General features: G+C 69.2%; 18 protein-coding genes and 1 pseudogene. 9 read left to right on the top strand and 10 right to left on the bottom strand.

Features of this window, described 5'->3' with window-relative positions:
- The first annotated feature begins 67 nt into the window (after positions 1–67).
- The 3 genes from V1457_RS26735 (at position 68) to V1457_RS26725 (ending at position 2,690) form a co-directional block, all read left to right on the top strand.
- Positions 68–883 (top strand): SAM-dependent methyltransferase, encoded by an 816-nt coding sequence (locus tag V1457_RS26735; protein WP_200071582.1) that lies wholly within the window; start codon positions 68–70, stop codon positions 881–883.
- Between the two features lie 271 nt (positions 884–1,154).
- Positions 1,155–1,820: a VOC family protein gene (locus V1457_RS26730; protein ID WP_200071581.1), complete on the top strand. Its 666-nt coding sequence runs from the start codon at positions 1,155–1,157 to the stop codon at positions 1,818–1,820.
- Between the two features lie 51 nt (positions 1,821–1,871).
- Complete coding sequence (locus V1457_RS26725; RefSeq protein WP_200071580.1) at positions 1,872–2,690, top strand: SAM-dependent methyltransferase; 819 nt, start codon at positions 1,872–1,874, stop codon at positions 2,688–2,690.
- Between the two features lie 18 nt (positions 2,691–2,708).
- On the opposite strand, the gene V1457_RS26720 is transcribed toward V1457_RS26725, so the two are convergent.
- The 3 genes and pseudogenes from V1457_RS26720 to V1457_RS26710 form a co-directional block, all read right to left on the bottom strand.
- Positions 2,709–3,035, bottom strand: coding sequence for a DUF3099 domain-containing protein (locus V1457_RS26720; protein WP_338597699.1), 327 nt, complete (start codon positions 3,033–3,035; stop codon positions 2,709–2,711).
- Between the two features lie 110 nt (positions 3,036–3,145).
- Complete coding sequence (locus tag V1457_RS26715) at positions 3,146–3,565, bottom strand: VOC family protein (RefSeq protein ID WP_200071578.1); 420 nt, start codon at positions 3,563–3,565, stop codon at positions 3,146–3,148.
- A gap of 141 nt (positions 3,566–3,706) precedes the next feature.
- Positions 3,707–4,240, bottom strand: a pseudogene (locus V1457_RS26710) (adenosine deaminase); the annotation flags it as partial.
- A 109-nt stretch (positions 4,241–4,349) separates the two neighbouring features.
- On the opposite strand from V1457_RS26710, the gene V1457_RS26705 reads away from it, so the two are divergent.
- Together V1457_RS26705 and V1457_RS26700 are read left to right on the top strand one after the other, a co-directional pair.
- A complete protein-coding gene (locus V1457_RS26705) occupies positions 4,350–5,177 on the top strand; it encodes a mycofactocin-coupled SDR family oxidoreductase (protein ID WP_338597697.1) in 828 nt (275 codons plus the stop codon).
- 130 nt (positions 5,178–5,307) lie between these two features.
- Positions 5,308–6,084 carry a 3-oxoacyl-ACP reductase gene (locus tag V1457_RS26700; protein ID WP_200071575.1) on the top strand — a complete coding sequence of 259 codons (777 nt, stop codon included), beginning with the start codon at positions 5,308–5,310 and terminating at the stop codon, positions 6,082–6,084.
- A gap of 143 nt (positions 6,085–6,227) precedes the next feature.
- Here the strand turns inward: V1457_RS26700 and V1457_RS26695 are convergent, their stop codons facing one another.
- The 6 genes from V1457_RS26695 to V1457_RS26670 form a co-directional block, all read right to left on the bottom strand.
- Positions 6,228–7,427 (bottom strand): hypothetical protein, encoded by a 1,200-nt coding sequence (locus tag V1457_RS26695; RefSeq protein ID WP_200071574.1) that lies wholly within the window; start codon positions 7,425–7,427, stop codon positions 6,228–6,230.
- 187 nt (positions 7,428–7,614) lie between these two features.
- The gene (locus tag V1457_RS26690) at positions 7,615–8,880 is read right to left on the bottom strand and encodes a hypothetical protein (RefSeq protein ID WP_233627877.1); all 1,266 of its coding nucleotides are present in this window, start codon (positions 8,878–8,880) and stop codon (positions 7,615–7,617) included.
- A 210-nt stretch (positions 8,881–9,090) separates the two neighbouring features.
- The gene (locus V1457_RS26685) at positions 9,091–9,567 is read right to left on the bottom strand and encodes a hypothetical protein (RefSeq protein WP_338597694.1); all 477 of its coding nucleotides are present in this window, start codon (positions 9,565–9,567) and stop codon (positions 9,091–9,093) included.
- Between the two features lie 63 nt (positions 9,568–9,630).
- Positions 9,631–10,827 (bottom strand): helix-turn-helix transcriptional regulator, encoded by a 1,197-nt coding sequence (locus tag V1457_RS26680; RefSeq protein ID WP_338597692.1) that lies wholly within the window; start codon positions 10,825–10,827, stop codon positions 9,631–9,633.
- 501 nt (positions 10,828–11,328) lie between these two features.
- On the bottom strand, positions 11,329–11,595 hold the full coding sequence (locus tag V1457_RS26675) for a hypothetical protein (protein WP_338597690.1): 267 nt from the start codon (positions 11,593–11,595) through the stop codon (positions 11,329–11,331).
- Between the two features lie 42 nt (positions 11,596–11,637).
- The gene (locus V1457_RS26670) at positions 11,638–12,834 is read right to left on the bottom strand and encodes a cytochrome P450 (RefSeq protein ID WP_200071569.1); all 1,197 of its coding nucleotides are present in this window, start codon (positions 12,832–12,834) and stop codon (positions 11,638–11,640) included.
- A gap of 245 nt (positions 12,835–13,079) precedes the next feature.
- On the opposite strand from V1457_RS26670, the gene V1457_RS26665 reads away from it, so the two are divergent.
- From V1457_RS26665 to V1457_RS26650, 4 genes are all read left to right on the top strand, one after another.
- A complete protein-coding gene (locus V1457_RS26665) occupies positions 13,080–13,835 on the top strand; it encodes a GntR family transcriptional regulator (protein WP_338597688.1) in 756 nt (251 codons plus the stop codon).
- Between the two features lie 87 nt (positions 13,836–13,922).
- On the top strand, positions 13,923–15,284 hold the full coding sequence (locus V1457_RS26660; RefSeq protein WP_338597686.1) for a cation:dicarboxylate symporter family transporter: 1,362 nt from the start codon (positions 13,923–13,925) through the stop codon (positions 15,282–15,284).
- Positions 15,281–16,630 carry an adenylosuccinate lyase family protein gene (locus tag V1457_RS26655; RefSeq protein ID WP_338597685.1) on the top strand — a complete coding sequence of 450 codons (1,350 nt, stop codon included), beginning with the start codon at positions 15,281–15,283 and terminating at the stop codon, positions 16,628–16,630. Before V1457_RS26660 ends, V1457_RS26655 begins: the two co-directional genes overlap by 4 nt.
- 268 nt (positions 16,631–16,898) lie before the next feature.
- Positions 16,899–17,489, top strand: a complete 591-nt coding sequence (locus V1457_RS26650; RefSeq protein ID WP_338597683.1) for a hypothetical protein — start codon at positions 16,899–16,901, stop codon at positions 17,487–17,489.
- Between the two features lie 76 nt (positions 17,490–17,565).
- Here the strand turns inward: V1457_RS26650 and V1457_RS26645 are convergent, their stop codons facing one another.
- The gene (locus V1457_RS26645) at positions 17,566–18,996 is read right to left on the bottom strand and encodes a rhamnulokinase family protein (protein ID WP_338597681.1); all 1,431 of its coding nucleotides are present in this window, start codon (positions 18,994–18,996) and stop codon (positions 17,566–17,568) included.
- Positions 18,997–19,005 lie beyond the last annotated feature (9 nt).

The following is a 19,005-nucleotide window of genomic DNA, read 5'->3' as shown; positions in this document are numbered from 1 at the left end:
ATGACCGGGTCGGCGCGCCAGGCGAACCGGGGACCCTGGGTGCGGACGGATTCGGAGGGGTAGCAGGTTGAGTCAGAACGCGGCCGACGATCACCGGACGGGCATCGATTCGACCGTGCCGCATTCGGCTCGGTTCTGGAACTACCTGCTCGGCGGCAAGGAGAACTACGAGGTCGACCGGGAGATCGGCGACTACGTCCGCGAGCACTTCCCGCGGATGGTCACCGTGGCCCGCGAATCCCGGTTGTTCCTCGGCCGCGCGGTGCGGTACGCGGTCGAGCAGGAGGGAATCCGCCAGTTCCTCGACGTCGGCACCGGCTTGCCGACGGCCGACAACACCCACGAGATCGCGCAGCGCTGCGCGCCCGATGCCCGGATCGTCTACGTGGACAACGATCCGCTCGTTCTCGTGCACGCCCGTGCGCTGCTGACCAGTTCCCCGGAGGGTGCGACGAACTACGTGCACGCCGACGTGCGCGAACCCGCGGTGATCCTCCGCGAAGCCGCCGCGACCCTGGATTTCGCGCAGCCGATCGGGCTGGTGCTGATGGGCGTGCTCGGCCACGTCGCCGACACCGATGAGGCCGCGAGGATCGTCGCGGAGCTGCTGGAAGCGTTGCCGCCGGGCAGCGTGCTCGTGCACTACGAGGGCACCGACACCCACGAGGAAATGGTCGCCGCCAACGACCAGTACGCGACCAGCGGCGCGATTCCTTACGTCGTGCGCACTCCCGATCAGGTCCGCGAGCTGTTCCGCGATCTCGAACTCGTCGAACCGGGCGTGGTTCCGGTGAGCCTGTGGCGCCCGGAGGTCGACGATCCGCGCGCGGACGTCGACGGCTACGGCGGCGTCGGCCGCAAACCGGAACCCGGGAACGACTAGTTGCGGGGCGCCCGGCGTTCCCTGGGCGCGGTACGACGCGCGGCCCTCTCGTGCGCTTGGCGAAGCAGCGAAATCGCGCCCTCTACGTATGTGCCCCGAGGCTCGCATCGTCGCCGCACTCATCGCCCAGCGCGCCCTGGCGCTGCTTCGCGCAGGCAGCACCATGTCCGAGATCATCGGTGGTCGCCAGCCCGCGCAACCGTGACCGGACGCGACGAAGCCGTCCATCCCTTGTGGTCGGTACCCCTCCTGACGTTTAGGCTGGCGAACGATGTTGCGGATCGATCACATCGCGCTCGGGGTGCAGAATCTGTTCGAGGGAGCCGAGCGGCTGCGGGCCGAGACGGGCCTCGGGGACCGCGAAGGCGGCTGGTTCCCGAACATCGGCGCGGCCAACCGCATCGCCGCGCTGGGTCCGCGGCAGTACCTCGAAGTGGAGAGCGTCATCGATGCGGTCACCGCCGAGCGCACCACAGGCGGGCGGTGGTTCCTCGACCAGCTCCGCGCAGGTGACGTGTTCCTCGGCTGGTGCGCGGGCGTGGACAGCCGCGAGGAACTGGACCGCTACGCCGAGTGGTTCGGCGTGCCGGTCGAAGAAACCGTGACCCGCGTGGCCGCGGACGGCTCGGTGCGCGGTTCGCCGCGAACGCCGAGCGCTCCGGAAGCGTGGCGCCGCGGACTGCCGAACGTGTTCCACATGGACCCGGACACGCACCCGGCGAACGACGCGCCGCACGGCCGGGAACCCGGCGGGATCGCGTGGATGGAGGTCGGCGGCACCGAGCGGGACATGCGCGAATGGCTCGGCTCCGGCGTCGACGATCTGCCGCTGCGGTTCAACCACCGCCCGCACGGGGTGTACGCGGTGGCGGTGCGCAGCTCGCCCGAGGAGCACGAGACCGTCATCCGCAGGCGCCCGGTGCTGCTCGGGCAATGATGACGGCGTGAATCCTCCGCGAGACCTCGCAGTTCGGTTACGGTTTCGGGCATGGATCACGACGCGGAGCTGGCCGCCCAAGTGGCGAACGCGGACTTCGACCGCGCCAACATCGCCCGGATGTACGACTACCACCTCGGCGGGTCGGCGAATTTCGCGGTGGATCGGGAAATGGCCGATCAAGCGCTGCGGATCGCGCCGACCGAGCGGGACTACTGCTGGGCCAACCGCGGATTCCTCGGCCGGGCCGTGCGGCATCTGGTGACCGAGGAAGGGATCGACCAGTTCCTCGACCTGGGTTCCGGCGTGCCGACCGTCGGCAACGTGCACGAGATCGCGCAGGAGCACAACCCGCGCGCCCGCGTGGCCTACGTGGACTGGGAGGTCATCGCCTGCCACCACGCCCGCTACCTGCTCGGCGAGAACGAGCAGGTGAGCGTCACCGAAGCCGACGCCTGCGACGTGGAGACGGTGCTCGACGCGCCGGGCGTGGCCGGACTGCTGGACTTCGACCGGCCGATCGCGGTGCTGGCCTTCGGGATCCTGGACATCATTCCCAGCCCCGACGGGGCGGCGCTGGTGACCCGCTACCGGGACAGGTGCGTGCCGGGAAGTGCGCTGGCGGTGTCCAACAACGCGCAGATCACGCGCACCGATGAGGAAGTCGCCGGGCTGCGCTACCTGCTGTCCTCGACTTCCACGCCGCAGCTGCACCTGCGCACACCGGAGGAGGTCGCCGCGCTGATGCCCGGCTACACCCTGCTCGAACCGGGCGTGGTGCCCGCTGCGAAGTGGCGGCCCGACGAGCCGGTCACCGAGGAAGAAGCCGCCCGCGGCAACGTCTACGGCGCGGTCGGCATCCTTCGGTAACCGCGCGGGTAGCGGCTGTCAGGGCTGTCGCTGGTCGGTGTCGATGTGGTCGTGGTGGCGGTCTTCGACGGCGCGCCGCTCGTGTTGCCGCGTGCGGTGCCTGCCCGGAGGTGCGGTGCGGTCGTTGGCGAGAACGACCGCCACCCACGGCAGCGCCCCGGTGACGATCACGATGGCCAGCGCCAGCCACCAGATGTGCGCGAGGAGTCCGGCGGCCGTGAAGCCCACCAGGTGCACCACCATCAGCACGGCGTAGACGCGCTTGCGGTGCCGCTGCTCTTCGTCGAACGACGGTTCGGCGTCGGTGATCAGCGCCGGGTCGTCCGATTGCCGTCCGCGTCGCATCGGCACCTCCCGCGTCGGTCGCCTCGTGGCGAGCCGCCGCGGGGCACCTGAGAGGCTTACCCGCGGCGGGGCGCGGGTTCACCCGCGCGGCGGCCCGAACTCGGCCCGTTTCAGACCGCGAAGACCTGCGAGTCGTCGGCGAACGCCTTGAACTCCAGGGCGTTGCCCGCCGGGTCGTGCAGGAACATCGTCCACTGCTCACCGGGCTGCCCCTCGAACCGCACGTAGGGCTCGATCACGAACTCGGTGCCCGCCGCGCGCAGCCGGTTCGCCAGCTCGTGGAACTCCGGGACGGTCAGCAGCAGGCCGAAGTGCGGCACCGGCACGTCGTGACCGTCGACCGGGTTGTGCACGGCCGAGCGGCGTTCGGGCGCCAGGTGCGTCACGAACTGGTGGCCGTGCAGGTTCCAGTCCACCCAGGTCTCCGCGCTGCGGCCTTGGTCCAGTCCGAGCACCTCGCCGTAGAAGTGGCGTGCCGCGGACAGGTCGTCGACGGGCATGGCCAGGTGGAAGCGGGGGATGGTGCTCATGGGTGTGCTGCCTTCCTGCGCGTGGGCGGGCGGTGGATCGCACAACGTCGGCGGGGAGTCGCCGACATCTCACGAAGACGCCGGGGACCGGCGCAGCGTCGAACCGCCCGGACCCTACGATGCTGCGCCGGTCCGCGGCCATCACTCCTGGTTCTGCCCGGTCAGCACGGCGTCTATCTCGTTCGTCAGCCGCGCCTTCCTGTCGGGTTCGAGGAAGCCGGCCTGCACTCCGTTGCGAGCAAGTGCGGCCAGGTCGGTGCGATCCAGGCCCATCCGGTTCGCGGTGCGGTACTCCTGGGTGAGGTCGGTGCCGAACATCGGCGGATCGTCGCTGTTGAGCGTGACCAGCAATCCCTCCCGCAACATGCGCGGCAGCGGATGATCCTGCAGACCGGCCACCGCACGAGTGCGCAGGTTGGAAGTCGGCGAGACGTCCAGCGGAATCCGATGTTCCCGCAGGTGCTCCAGCAGCGCGGGGTCGCTCATGCTGCCGATGCCGTGGCCGATCCGCTCGGCGCCCAGGTCGCGCAGTGCCGACCAGACCCGGTCCGGCCCGCCCGTTTCCCCGGCGTGCGGCAGGCTGCGCAGACCCGCGGCCCGCGCGCGCTGGAACAGCTCGGCGAACGGTTCCCGCGCCACTTCCAGCCCGCCGACGCTGAAACCGACAACACTAGTCGGACCGTGCTGCGGGCGCGGACGCTGCTGCGATCGGGTACTTGCCGTGCATGGAGAGTGCTGATCAGGATGGTTTCGCCGTGATCGCTACCTGGCGGGAGACGTCATCTTGGGAGCACTGACCGGAAAGATCGCACTCGTTACCGGAGCCGCCCGCGGTCAGGGCCGCTCGCACGCGACCCGGCTCGCGGAGGCCGGGGCCGACGTGATCGCGGTGGACCGCTGCGAAACCGTGCCGGAGATGCCGTACGCCATGCCGGTTCCGGACGACCTCGCGGAGACCGCGCGGCTGGTCCAGAACCACGATCGCCGGATCGTGACCGCTCAGGTGGACGTGCGCGATGGTGACGACCTGGCTTCCGTGGTGGCGAAGGGTGCCGCGGAACTGGGCGGTCTGGACATCGTGGTGGTCAACGCCGGGATTTCGACGGTCCTGGCGGCCGAGGGAACCTCGGACTCGCAGACCTGGAACACCATCGTCGCCACGAACATGACCGGCGTCTGGAACACCGTGGAAGCGGCTCTGCCGCCGCTGCGCGAAACCGGCCGCGGCGGGTCGATCATCATGACCGGATCGACCGCGAGCTTGAAGGGCCTGGTCGGCGCACCCGGCACTCCAGCGGTGCTGGCCTACACGGCGGCCAAGCACGGCGTGGTCGGCCTGATGAAGTCTTACGCGGTGGGGTTGGCGAAGGAGAGCATCCGGGTCAACACCGTGCATCCGTCCGGTGTGGACACTCCGATGCTGGAGAACGACTCGCTGCGCGAGTATTTCGCCGAGCATCCCGCGGACGCGGAGATGCTGCGCAACGCGCTGCCGGTCAAGATGCTGCAACCCGGCGACATCAGCGATGCCGTGCTGTGGCTGGCTTCGGACGCTTCCCGCTACGTCACCGGTGTGGGGTTGCCGGTGGATGCGGGGTTCCACGTCCTTTGAGCCCGGGTGGCACCGGCTGGAGGTGCGTTTCGTCCGCCATTGTGGACATTTCAGATATGTCGGGCGTACGACCGCGAGCGGACTGGCCCGGGATCGCATCGCCACCGGCGGGCGCCGATACCGTGTGGCCATGGACGAACGTGGTCAATGGCTCACCGATCGGCTCGTGCTGGTCACCGGCGGCGGGCGCGGCCTGGGCAGTTCGATCGCGCGGGCGTTCGCCGGGCAAGGCGCTCGTGTTGTGCTCAATTACCGGCGCAGCCGCGAACGGGCGGAGGCGCTCGCCGCGGAGATCGGCGACCGGGCGCTCGCGGTGCAGGCGGACGTCACCGACGAGCAGCAGGTGCACGCGATGTTCGAGACGATCGCGCAGCGTTTCGACCGGCCGGTGACGACGGTGGTCAACAACGCGCTCGCGGATTTCTCGTTCAACGGCGAATCCCGTTCGCACGCCGGGGAAATCGGCTGGGGCGAGTTCGACGCGCAGTTCCGCGGTTCCGTCAGCGGCGCGCTGCACACGACACGAGCAGCGTTGCCGCAGCTGCGCGCGCAGGGCACCGGGCAGATCATCAACATCGGCACGAACCTGTTCCAGCGCCCGGTCGTGCCGTATCACGACTACACGGCGGCCAAGGCCGCGCTGCTGTCGCTGACCCGGACGTTCGCGGCGGACCTCGGCCCGGACGGGATCACCGTGAACATGGTCTCCGGCGGCCTGCTGCGCACCACGGACGCCAGCGCGGACACCCCGGAGGAGGTCTTCGACGGAATCGCGCAGGCCACTCCGCTGCGCAGGGTGGTGACTCCGGAGGAGTTCGCCGATGCGGTGCTGTTCTTCGCCTCGCCGTGGGCGCGCGCGGTGTCCGGGCAGAACCTGGTCGTCGACGGCGGGCTCGTGAACGGCTGACGCGGCCGGTCGCCGCGATCCGCGCACGAGTCCGCACACATCGGATTCGCGGATTCGGTCGGCGGTGCAATGCTTTTCGCGGTGCACGTCCGCTGTGGACCGTCGAGACGGTCGGCCATCGGTGCCCGCAGTGCAGCGGCCCGTCATTCTCGGTTGCGGCGACCGATCCGGGCGAGCGCGGATTTCGATTCCGCCAGCACCCGGTACGCGCGGGACAGCGCGGCGTCCTGCTCGCACAGGTGGCGCAGGCTTTCCCGCACTCCGCTGGGCGCTTCCGGTCGTCCCAGCGCGCGTTCGGCCGTCGCCTCCAGCTCGGCATACCGTTCGGCCAGCCCGGCGAGGGCTTCGACGGCGACCTCGAGCACCTCGCCCTGCTCAGCCTGGTCGGGGTGCTGCGCCGGCCCGCCCGCGTCCGGCGCGGGCAGCAGCTCCTTCAGATCACCGACGACGTGGTAGCCGCGCCGGATCAGCTCGGCGACCATCCGGTCCGCCCGCTCGTGCACCCATTCCCGGTCCTCGTCCGGCAGTCGCAGCGGCGTGCGGGACGAGCGCTGCCCCAGGATCTCGGTGGCGATCCCGTACTTGACCACGCCGTCGTGCCCCGGCCAATCGATGCGGCCGTCGAGCTGCTGGTTGAGGCGGTGCACCAGCTCGGTCTCAGCCACCCCCAGCGACCGGTTCGGCCGCTCGACGGTGGCGTCGAACGCGGCGGGGTCGATCTCCAGCAGCTCGCAGAACCGCTCCCAGAGCAGCTCCGGCGGCTGCTCCGGCGGAACCGTGACCACGTGGACGCGTTCGGCAGGCACCTCGGCCGCCCACCTGCGCAGGATCGCGGGCAGGTCCTGGCGTTCCCAGAACAGCTCGCTGAGGTAGTGCGGTTCCGGGCCGCCGCGAACGCCCGCGACGAACTCGGCGAAGCTGAGCACGTGCCGGTTCTTGATGTCCTCCTGCCACACGGCCGGGATCTGCCGCGCCAGGTCGCGGGCGGTGCAGACCAGGTGCAGCTCGGCGAAGGCCAGGTCGGACACCGCCCGCTCGACGGCCGCCGGGTCGGCGGTGCAGAACAGTTCGTGCGAGAGCACCACCGTGCCCGGCCACTGCCGCGCGTCGTCGACGAGCCGCGCCCACGCGCCCGGCACGTTCTCGTCGAACCAGTCCTCCTGGAACTGGACTCCCTGCAGGTCCATCGACGCGTGGAAGTGCGCTTCCGGGACGTCGCCCGGGTAGCGCACGCCCGCCGCGGCCAAGGAGTCCTGGTTGCGCCAGAGGACGTCCTGGAGATAGGTGGTGCCCGTCTTCGGGGAACCCAGGTGCAAGTACACCCGGCGGCCGTCCTGAGTCATAGCGGCCCGACGATAACCAGCCGCCCCGACCGGTCCGCTCGCGGCTCGCGGAGGCTCAGCTCCGGTCACCCCGGGTTCGGGCCGCGCACCTCTCGGTTCGCAGCGAGACCAGCGGCGGCGGAGCAGGTAACCGGCGCGGGTGCTGCCGCCGCGTGCTCACCGCACCGGTGTCAGTGCAGCGGCGGGGTCACCGCGTCGGGCGCCGGTCGCTTTCCCGTTGCAGCGCGCGGAAGTCTTCGATCCACCCGTAGCTGCGCCCCGGCAGCCCGTCCGGCCCGGGTTGCACGGTTTTGGACGCGAACAGGCTGTTGAACAGCCACGGCTTCGAGTTCTTGTCCCAGTTGGTGACCATCGCGTCGTCCTGCGCGATGCCGTAGGTGGCCAGCGCGAGCTTGCCGGTGTCCCGGAACCGCTGCACCTGGTTGCGCAGGAAGTGCTTGTGGTTCTCGTACCAGGGGCTCATCGACAGGAAGTCGTTCCACTGCTGCTGCGGGAACCGCTTGTCGATCGCGGCGTCGACGACCTGCCACACCTTGGTGTCCGCCGGGAAGCCGTATTGCTTGGCGAACTTCCCGGAGACGGGCTGTTCCATCTGGTCCTCCCAGAACAGCACCAGCGAGAACTCGGTGGCCAGGAACTTCTGGTCGGGCCGCAGCTTCGGCAGCACGTAGTCGAGGTACTTCTGCACGTTCTCCGGCTTCGCCACGTGCGGGTGGATGTCGACGCCTTCGATGGCCGGTGTCTCGCGCACGAAGGTCATCCACCGCTCGGTGGCCGGGGTGTGCCATTCCGGCTCGTCGAGCCGGTTCAGCGCGCCCATGTACAGCCGGGTCTTGCAGTTCGGCCCGAACTCGCGATCGCGGTAGGAGATGACGTGCTCGGCGACCGCCTCGTAGAAGTTGTTGAGCTTCTCGTTCTTGTCCTGATCGCGGGTCTCGAAGAACGGCTCGTTGCCGATCGTCAGGATGTCCATCCGGTTCATCGCGGCGGGCAGCACCTTGTCCACCCTGGCCAGTTCCTCGTCCATCGCCGGGGTGCCGGGCTGCGGGATTTCCTTTTCGTGGTACTGGAACTTCAGCGACAGCAGCGTTCCGTAGCCCCGGTCGGCGGCCTCGAGAAGCTTGCTGATCTGGGGCTGCTTCGCCGGATCGTCCTTGTCGGCGTCGCGCATCGTGTAGAAGCCGCGCAGCCAGCTGGCTTCGACTTCCTGGAGTTCGGGGAAGGTGACGATCTCCGCGTCGCCGTTGAAGTTCGCGCCGAGCACGCCGTCCGGAGCGGCCGAGCCGGTGGGACGGGCTTGGGTGGCGTTCCGTTGTGCGGCCGGGGAACTGCAGCCGGCGATCCCGAGCGCTCCCGCAGCGCCCACGGCCCCGAGCAGCCCGCCCAGCCGGCGTCGCGAGATGGCTTTCGGCTCGCCCGGCCGAGACGAGTGTTCCGGTCGGTGCTGCTGCATGGGTTCCTCCGCGCGCTGTCGGCTGTGCGTACTCCTTCTCCGGAAGCTTCCCACCCGAGCACCGGTGACCCAGCGGTGCGCCACTTCTGCCGTCCGGTTCAGGGAATTCCCTTCGCTCGGTGGTTCAGCGCTGCTGCCGCGCGTGCGATCGGCGCACGACTCTGCGCAGCCTCGAAGTTCCCGATGGTGACCTGCGGAAAAGGGTTGTGATCAGGCGCGGGCGGCGCCTTCCGGCCACACGACGGTGAGGGGAATGCCGCGTTCGCGTGCGGCGTGCACGACGTCGCCGGTACCGCCGTGGCCACCGGCGGGCTGACCGTCCCAGACCGCGAGCATCTTGTCGACGGAGCTGAGGACGTGTTCGCTCGCGGCCATGTACGCGTCCCGGTTCGACTCGGCGAACGGCATGGTGTGCACCTCGGCCGCCTTCCCGAGCAACTCCTCGAAATCTGCCGCGTTGTCCGGTTTCACCTTGCGTGCGCGGTAATCGGCGGCGGGTAGCACGACTTCCAGCGAACCGCCCGCGTCGAGCACTGCCCGCGCGAACAGCTGATCGGCACCGCGCGCGAGGCAGCTCAGGCCGATCAGACCGGCGTCGTACCCCGCCAGCTCAACGTCCAGCACCTCGCGGACCAGGACACTTGTCGCAGGGGTGAGGTTCGTGTGGCCGGTGATTCCGATGCGCACGGTCGACACCTTTCGGTCGAGGGCTCGAGCAGAGATCAGCAGTACGGATCGTCCCAGTCGGCGTCAGAGGCCGAGCCAGGTGGCGAGTTCGGACAGGTCGGTGTTGCTGCGGCGGTGCAGGCTCAGCAGTACCGCGGTCGTTTCGCGTGTCATCGGGTGCAGGCGCGTTTGCTGGGGTGCGATGGAACGAGCGTGTTTGAGCGCGGTGAGGCTCTCGGCTCGGTTCCCGCTGTGCAGGTGAGCGCGGGCCAGGTCGATGTAGTGATGTCCGCGCCGGGAACGCGCCATTGTCGCCGGTGGCGTCCATGTCTCGGCGGCGGCCAGGGCTCCGGGATGGTCGCCGAGTTCCACCCTGGCCGCGGTTTCGTGCGTGGTCACGTTGGCGTGCCCGAATGTGAGTCCATAGTGGACTTGGTCCGGGCCGTTGAGCCGGTCCGCCAACGAGCGGGCGGTGCGCAGGTGTTCCTCGGTCCGGTCCAGATCGCCCGCGCGGGAAGCAAGCGTGACCGACCGCAGGTGCAAGCTGCCGTGCAGCGTGAGCTCGGCCGGAGTGAGCTCCGCGTGCTCGTCGCCGAGACCGCCTCGGGTCGTGTCCATCAGAGCCAGGCCATGGCGGTAATCACCGGCAGATTGGAACGACTGCGCACGAACCCAGTGGGCGAGCGCGACTGCCAGGTCGTCGCCGCTGCGCTCGGCAGCGGCGAGGAGTTTCGGTTCGATCGACTCGGCCAGATCCCGATAGCCGAGGCGGTGCACGACGTTATGCGCGGCGAAATAGCTGTGCAGCAACAGCAGATTCGCTCGTCGCCTGTCTGCCGAGGAGGAGTCCGACGCTGCGGCGGACACCTCTGCGAGCAGTGCGGGCAGGCGATCGAGGAGTTTGTGATATTCGGCGTCCTGGCGCAGCTTCGCTGTTTCGGCGACATCGGCGGCAAGCTCGTCGCAGGGCCTCGGTGCGATCTCGGCGGGGAACTCGGCCCTGCGCAACACCGTGCGGAGCTGTTCCACCGCGTCGTGCGTGCGCGCGTCCCGGCTACCGCCGTCGTCGTAGGGCTGGCCGGTCAGCTTCTCCACCGGCACCTGCAATGTGCGCGCGAGCAGCGCCAGCACCGCGTGCGTGGCCGGCCGATCACCGACTTCCAGCTTGCTGACCAGCGACTGCGATAGCCGCGCCTCGGTGGCGAGTTTCTGTTGCGTCCAGCCGAGTTCTTTGCGGCGCAGAGCGACGGCTGTCCCGGCGTGCGGTGTCGTGGCCTCCATGCGCGGCTCCCTCGTAGTGGTGCGGTGCGCTCAGGATCAGCGTGGCGAGCCCGGGTCGGGAGGGCAAGGCGCTGATCTGTGCAAGATCTGTGCAACTCCGGTTGATCGCAGCGATGCATACTGTACGTGTCCACCCTGACACGCTGAGTGCCGATCCTTTCAATGATGAAGTAACGACCAAGAGGAGGTGTCACAAAATCGGGTCGCCGCTGCCCCCGACCGGCGGCCCGCGCCTCGCCGGTCTCGCTCGCACCCCCGTAGGCGAGCGCCCCGGCGAGGCACCCAATCCCCGGCGCCCGCACCCCTCCCCGCGGTCGCCGGTCGGCCGGGCAGCGGACTCCCACTCCCACCGCTGCCCGGCCCCTCCCAAACCGAGCGAACGGACCGTTTGACCAATCTAGTGGGACCAAAGTTCCGCTCACTCCGAACGCACCCGCCGGACTTACCGAGTGAACGGACTGTTGGTCCAATCTAGTGGGACCGACGGTCCGCTCACTCCGGTCACGTGGTGCGAGGTTCGGAAGCGTCGGTGATGAACGCGATCGCGTCGATGCCGTCGAGGTCGGCTGCTGCGAGGGGGAAGTAGCCCGTTTCCGGCGGGATTCCGGCGCGGGCTTCGAGCGAGTGGTGCGAGAACGCCTCGCTCAGCGGTGCGGCCGGGAAGAGCGCTCTGTCCGGAGTGGACTTCGCCAGGACGCCTTCGGCGGTTTCCGCGGCGGGAGCGGTGATCCCCGACTCGCCGACCGTGCCGAGGTAAGAGGCGATCACGGCGTAGCCGGACCCGATCCGGGCCGCCGCGCCCGCGCCGGATCAACCACCGTGCAGCAAGACCGGGAACTCCTGCAGGTCGTTCTGCGTGAGCACGGGCTGGTTCTGCACCGCGGGCACTGCCGCGCGCAGCCGGGGAAACCGCTCGAACAGCGCGGGAAGTGCGATACCGGCCTCCATTCTGGACAGTCCCGCTCCTGGGCAGACGTGCGGGCCGTGACCGAAGGTCATGTGCCTGGCCGCATCGGCGCGGTCGATGCGGAACTCGTCCGCGTCCGGCCCGTGATGCCCGGTGTCCCGGCCGATCGCGCGATACGACAGCACGACTCCATCGCCTTCGCGGATCACCTCGCCACCGACTTCGATGTCCGCGGTGGCGAACCGCATCAGCAGGTGCGTGGTCGGCGTGTCCCAGCGCAGCGCCTCCTCGATCACCGCATCCCAGCCGATTTCGCCGGCCAGCACCATGCGCAGCTGATCGGGGTGGTCGAGCAGCGCCCGCACGGCGTTGAGGATCAGGCTGACCGTCGTCTCATGCCCCGCGCCCACCATCGCTTTGAGGTTGCCGAGCACTTCCTGCTCGGTGAGCGGTTCGCCGCCTTCCTCGGCCGTGATCAGCGCACTGGTGAGGTCGTCGGCGGGTTCGGCGGCACGCGCCCGCACCAACTCCAGGAAGATGTCGTCGAGTTCGGCGAAGACCGCCAGCCGCTCGTCCTGCGGCGTCAGCATCGAGAAGAACGCCTTGTAAAGCGTGTGCAGCCGAGCGCGCAGGTCGGCCGGAACGCCCATCAGCGCGCTGATCACCGCCATCGGCAACGGCTGCGCGAACAGCTCTTTGAGATCGACCGGGCCGTGCTCGCCCTGTGCGGCGAGTTCGTCGAGCAGCTCCCGGACGGTGCCGGCGATCAACGGCCGGATGTTCTCCAGCCGCCGCGGCGTCATCGCCTGCGCCGTCTTCGCGCGCAGTCGCCGGTGTTCCGCTCCGTCCACTGTGAACATCGAGCGCCCGGGGTCGATCATGCCGATCAGCGGCCAAGCACGGGTGACCGCACCGGTGCGCCACAGCTTCCACCGCCCGATGTCTTTGACCAGCCGCGGATCGGTGAGCAACCGCCTGGCTTCGGCGTGGCGGGTGACCGACCACGCGGGTACGCCGAGCAGCTCGACGCGCACCAGCGGACCGGCCGCGCGCAGCGCGCGGGTCTCGCCGTCGAGATCGCGCACCAACGGATCGATCACGATCGGATCGGTGCTGCTCGCCGGTCCATCGAACGGGTCTGACGCGGAAGATCTCATGATTCCCCCTCGGGCAGCGGACCCGCGAGGACGCTGGATCCGCGGCCATTCGACCGCGCCAACCGTAACGCCGGGCAAATCCGGGCGAGTGCGTTTTGCGGTTTTCGGCGGGAGTTCGTGGGCCGAGTGATCAACCGGTCGTATGTCGCGGCGTATCAACCTGCGCGCGACGTGGGATGCTGTGCGATATGGACGCGCGTGCTGTGAACGGGGCGAAGGAGCCGCGCTACTTGCAGATCGCCCGCGGCCTGGCGGGCGAGATCGCTCACCAGCGCTGGGCGGTCGGGGAGCGGATGCCGCCCGAGCCGGAGCTGGCGTCGTCGTACCAGGTCTCCCGCGAGACCCTGCGCAACGCGCTGCGCGAGCTGGAGTCGCGCGGCCTGGTCTCGCGGCGCAAGGGGGACGGAACCCGCGTCGAACGGTCCGCCCCGGCGCAGCGGTTCGACACCTCGCTGGGCAGCCTGGAGGAACTGACCCAGTACGGACGGGACGCGGTCCGGGAGATCACCGCCACGCAGCGGATCACCGTGGACAACGAACTGGCCGCGGTGACCGGGCTCGCTGCCGGTGCCGTCCGCACGCGGCTGACCACGCTGCGGCGGGCGCCGGACGGTTCGGCCGTTTCCTGGTCGCAGGTCTACCTCTCGCCGGACGACGCCGCGGCCATCGCCGACGACCTCGGCAGCAGCGCTCGGCTGATCAGCGATCTCGTGCAGGAACGCACCGGGCGATCCACCCACCGAGTCGTGCAGCAGGTTCGCGCCGTCGCGCTGCCGCACGAGCCTGCCGACGCGCTCGACCTGGAACCGGGCAGCCCCGGCCTGGAGTTCGTGCGCTGCTACTACGACCCGGACGGCGAGCTGTTCGAGGCGACCGTGGGCGTGCACCCCGCGGAGACGTTCAGCTACCGGACCACGCTCGTGCGGTCCGGCCCCTCCGCGTAACTCGCGGTCCGTCGGTTGACAACCGGCCCGACCGCACCGCAATGTGTCTAGACAGAAAATGTGTCTAGACACAGAGGGGTGTCGAGCATGGGATCAGCGGAGCAGCCGCCGCCGGACCGCCGCCCGAAACGCCGCTGGTACGCGGGAATCGGCAACCAGGTGCTGATCTCGATCGTGCTGGGGATCGCCGTCGGCGCGGCGTTTCCGCAGTTCTCGGCGAACCTGAAGGTCGTCGGGGACACCTTCCTGGATCTGATCAAGATCGGGGTCGCGCCGCTGGTGTTCCTCACCGTCGTCATGGGCATCACCGCGGCGGGCGATCTGAAGAAGGCGAGCCGGACCGGGCTGCTCGCACTGATCTACTTCGAGGTCGTTTCCACCGTCGCCCTGCTGCTCGGGCTGCTGGCGGGCAACCTCTCCGGCGTCGGCATCGGTGCCGGGGCGCTCCAGGGAGCGGGCGCGGCCGAGGAGGTCCCCTCCGGCGAAGGCGGCGACGAAGGGTTCCTCGCCACGGTCGTGCCGGACAACTTCGTCGGCGCGTTCAGCTCCGGCCATCTGCTGCAGGTCGTCGTGATCGCGGTGTTGCTCGGTATCGGGGTGCTGACGCTCGCGCCGCCGGTGCAGGCGCGGTTCACCGCGGGTCTGGAAACGGTCTCGGAAGGGTTTTTCGCGCTCATCAACGTGATCATGCGGCTCGCGCCGATCGGGACCTTCGGTGCGATCGCGTACTCGGTGGGCACCAACGGTTCGGCGATGCTGCTGGCGCTGGCCGAGCTGGTGGCGGAGTACTGGATCGTGGTGATCCTGTTCGTCCTGTTCGTGCTCGGCGGGATCTGCCTCGCGGCGGGGGTTAGCGTGCTGCGGCTGCTGCGGGCGGTGCGCACCGAGCTGACCCTGGTGCTCGGCACCGCCTCGTCCGAAGCCGGACTGCCTGGGCTGCTCAAGAAACTCCCGCGGATGGGCCTGTCCCGGCAGACGGTCGGCTTGGTGATGCCGACCGGATATGCGTTCAACCTGGACGGCACCTCGATCTACCTGGCGCTGTGCACGCTGTTCCTGGCCAACGCCTACGGCGTGCCGATGGGTGTGGAACAGCAGCTCGGGCTGCTGCTGATCATGCTGCTGACCTCGAAGGGCGCGGCCACGGTATCCGGCGGCACGTTCGTCGTCTTCGCCTCGACCGTGGCCGCCACCGGATACCTGCCGGTGGACGGGGTCGCGATCCTGTTCGGCGTCTACCGGGTGATGTCGATGGCCATTTCGGCCTGCAACACGTTCGGCAACGTCGTCGCCACCGTGGTCATCGCGCGGTTCAACGGCGACCTCGACCGCGCGCGGCTGCGCGAAGTCCTCGCCGATCCCGCCGTGCTCGACCGCGAAGCCGACGAGTCCGACCCCGCCGAACCGTCCGCGCGCACCACAGCCGCGACCTCTGGGAGTCCACAGTGAACAGCTCAGTCTTCGATTCCTTCCTCTACCGCGACATGTTCTCCACCGCCCAGATGCGCGAGGTCTTCAGCGACACCGCGTTCGTCGCGCGCATGACCGAAACGGAGGCCGCGCTCGCTCGAGCGCAGGCGAAGACCGGTGTCGTGCCGCACGAGGCCGCGCAGACCATCACCGACTCGGTCCTTCCGGATTCGCTCGACCACGAGCGGCTGCGCGTCGAGACCGGGAACGTCGGTTACCCGGTGCTGCCGCTGGTCACCCAGCTCGCCGAGCAGTGCGGCGAGGCCGGCGGCTACCTGCACTGGGGAGCGACCACTCAGGACATCATGGACACCGCCACGATGCTGCAATGCCGCGACGGGCTCGACCTGGTCGCGGCGGCCTTGGACCGGGTGCGCGCTGCGCTGCGCCGACTGGCCGCCGAGCACGCGGACACCGTCGCGGCCGGCCGCACGCATCTGCAGCACGCGCTGCCGGTGACGTTCGGATTCCGGGCCGCCGTCTGGGTTTCGGCGCTGGACCGGCACCGCGAACGGCTCGCGCAAGCACGCGAACGGGATCTCATGGTGCAGTTCGGCGGCGCTGCCGGAACCCTCGCATCGTTGGGCGACGGCCCCGAAGGACTCGCAGTGCGGTCCGCGCTCGCGACCGAGCTCGGGCTGCGCGACCCCGGGATCACCTGGCACGTCGCGCGCGACGGGCTCAACGAGATCGTCTCGCTGCTGGCCGCGATCGGCGGCTCGCTCGGCAAGATCGGGTGGGACGTGATGATGATGTGCTCCTCGGAGTTCGGCGAACTCGCCGAGCCGTTCGTGCCCGGCCGCGGCGCCAGCTCGACCATGCCGCAGAAGCGCAACCCGATCTCCAGCGAACTGCTGGTCGCCACCGCGAAACTGCTGCGGGACAAGGCTTCTTCGATGCTCGACGCGATGATGCAGGACTTCGAGCGGGCCACCGGCCCGTGGCACCTCGAATGGGCCGCCGTGCCGGAGGCCTTCCAACTCGCGGCTTCTTCGTTGCACCAGGCCGAATTCATGCTCGGCGGGCTCGAAGTGGACGTCGACCGGATGCGCGCCAACACTTCGCGCACCGGCGGCCTCATCGTGGCCGAGGCCGTCATGATGGCCGTCGCGCCCGTGCTCGGGCGGCAACGCGCGCACGAAGTGGTCTACGACGCTTGCCGCAACGCGATCGAGCGGGGCGACGACCTCGCCCGCGAGCTGCGCCACCATCCCGAACTCGTCGAGCAGCTCGGAGAGAACCGCATCGACGAGCTCTGCGACCCGGCCAACTACCTCGGCAGCGCCCGCGCCATGACCTTCGACGTCGTCGGCCGATCGGAGTGAACGGAGCACCGCAGCTCGGAGTGAGCGGACTGTTGGACCGGCTGGATTGGACGAACGGTCGAGTTACTCCTGGATGGAGCGTGCGCTGATCGGGTGATGTAGCTCAATTGTTCCACGCGGAACGCGCCGTCTACCGCAGAGTGCCACCAGTGCAGAGAGGAGCACAGTGGCACCAAGATTCCGAAGTCGTCCGGATGGCTCGAAATACCCTATAGGTGGCGGAGGCGGCGGAGGTGGCGCCGCAACAGTTGTCGCGGGCGGTGCAGCGTTGGCCATTTGGGCCGCCAGCAGCGGTGCCGGTGGTATCGGTGCAGGTGTCGGCGGAGGCGGTGGCACAGCGGCGTCGGCGATGTCGGCTGCTGAGTCGGCGGTCGTGCGCAACATCAGCAAGAACCTTTCCAAGGTCCGAAAAGACGTTCAGCGTGGCAAACCCGTACAGGCATGGCGTCGACTCGGTCTCCGGAAAGGAACCAGCAAGACGCGCGAGGCAGCTGAATGTGCGGTCTTCTCGTACGGGCGTGTGCAAGACTTCTTTACCCGGAACCCGTGCAGGGGGTTGCACCGCGTGCAGTTCCCCGTCAGCTACGACGGCGGTTCGGCATCCGTTCTGGTGTCCCGGGTGCAGATGCGCAACGCCACGCAAGCCCGGCAGTTCCGACGGCTGATCGACGAACACGGCAGTGGAGACGTCGAGCCGTTTCTGCCCGATGTGCAGTTCACCGGGGAGCATTACGACTCTGCGCGGGATCGCAGCGCGGTGTTCGTGGCGGAAGCCGAATCGGCTTCGGGTGATGTTCCCGATCAGGTCCTCGACTCTGTGGCCGAGGCCGCTGTCCTGTTGGCGCGGCGTGCTACCTGAGGTCCGCCAATCTTCGACGGTTCGTGTGTCGAAGCGGTGCTGTGCTGTGCACCCCGCTCAGCAGCCTCGCTCAGTTTCACCCGATGCGTGTGGAACCTGGTTGGTAGATCTGGAGTTCGCACCTCCGACGTACGAGGTTCCGCAGCGATTCCAAACTTCCGGTGATCGCGCCGGCGGTGCGGGCCTGCACGAGGATGTTGCCGAGGGCGGTGGCCTCGACCGGGCCTGCGATCACCGTTCGGCCGGTCCGATCGGCGGTGAGCCGGCACAGCAACGCGTTCTGCGAGCCGCCGCCGACGATGTGCACTGTGGACACACAACGGCCGGTGAGTCGTTCGACCTGGTCGATGGAGTGCGCGTAGGCCGCCGCGAGGCTTTCCAGGATGCAGCGCACGAATTCGCCGCGGGTTCCCGGAATCGGCAGGTCGTGCTCGGCCAGCCACGCCGCGATGCGCGAAGGCATGTCGCCCGGCGGCAGGAACCGCGCGTCGTCGGTGTCGAAGACGGGGACGGTTCCAGGCGGCACCTCGGCCGCCTCGGCCAGCAGTGGCTCCAGCTCGACCGACGGGTCGGTCCTGCGCCACTGCGCGACGGACTCGCTCAGCAGCCACAGCCCCATCACGTTGTGCAGGTAGCGGATCCGGTCGTCGACACCGCGCTCATTGGTGAACTTCGCGGCACGGCCCGCTTCGGACAGCACCGGCCGGTCCACCTCCACACCGACCAGCGACCAGGTACCGCACGAGATGTAGGCGAAATCCTCGCCTTCGGCGGGCACTGCCACGACCGCCGAGGCGGTGTCGTGCGAACCCACCGCGGTGACCGGCAGCGGCCGATCGGTGCCCAGCTGCGCCGAAATCTCCGGCGAGACCTCGCCGATCCGGTCTCCCGGCGAGACCAGCGGCGGCAGCAGGCCGTGCTCGACTCCGAGCCGGTCGGTCAGCTGCCGCGACCAGTCGCCGGTGCGCACGTCGAGCAAACCCGTCGTGGAAGCGTTCGTGCGTTCGGCGACCTGCTCCCCGGTGAGCCAGTAGGCGAGCAGGTCCGGGATCAGCAGCATCCGATCCGCCAGCGCCAGGAAACCCGAACGCCGGTCCGCGGCGAGCTGGAACGTGGTGTTGAACGGCAAGTGCTGCAAGCCGTTCAGCTCGTACAACTCCTGCGGAGAAACCAACTCGTGCACGGCATCGACCGCCGCGGCATTGCGGTCGTCCCGGTAGTGGTGCGGCTGGCCGAGCACGCGGCCGCCGCGCAGCAACGCGTAGTCCACTGCCCAGGAATCGATGGCCAGACCGGCCAAACTCGCTTCCCGCAACGCTGTCGCTAGCCCGTCGCACATGTCGCGGTACAGCTCCAGGACGTTCCAGTGCAGCCCGTCGCGGGTGCGCACCGGCCGGTTCGGGAACCGGGAGACGGTGCGCATCCGCAACTCGTCCGGGCCGACGTGGGCGAGCATCACCCGGCCGCTGGTGGCGCCGAGGTCGACCGCGGCCACCGCATCACTCATGCCGCCTCC

Origin of the sequence: Saccharopolyspora sp. SCSIO 74807 (assembly GCF_037023755.1) — a bacterium.
Taxonomy (GTDB): domain Bacteria; phylum Actinomycetota; class Actinomycetes; order Mycobacteriales; family Pseudonocardiaceae; genus Saccharopolyspora_C; species Saccharopolyspora_C galaxeae.
The sequence above is the reverse complement of the archived record's forward strand: the minus strand, read 5'-3'. Positions and strand labels throughout refer to the sequence as shown.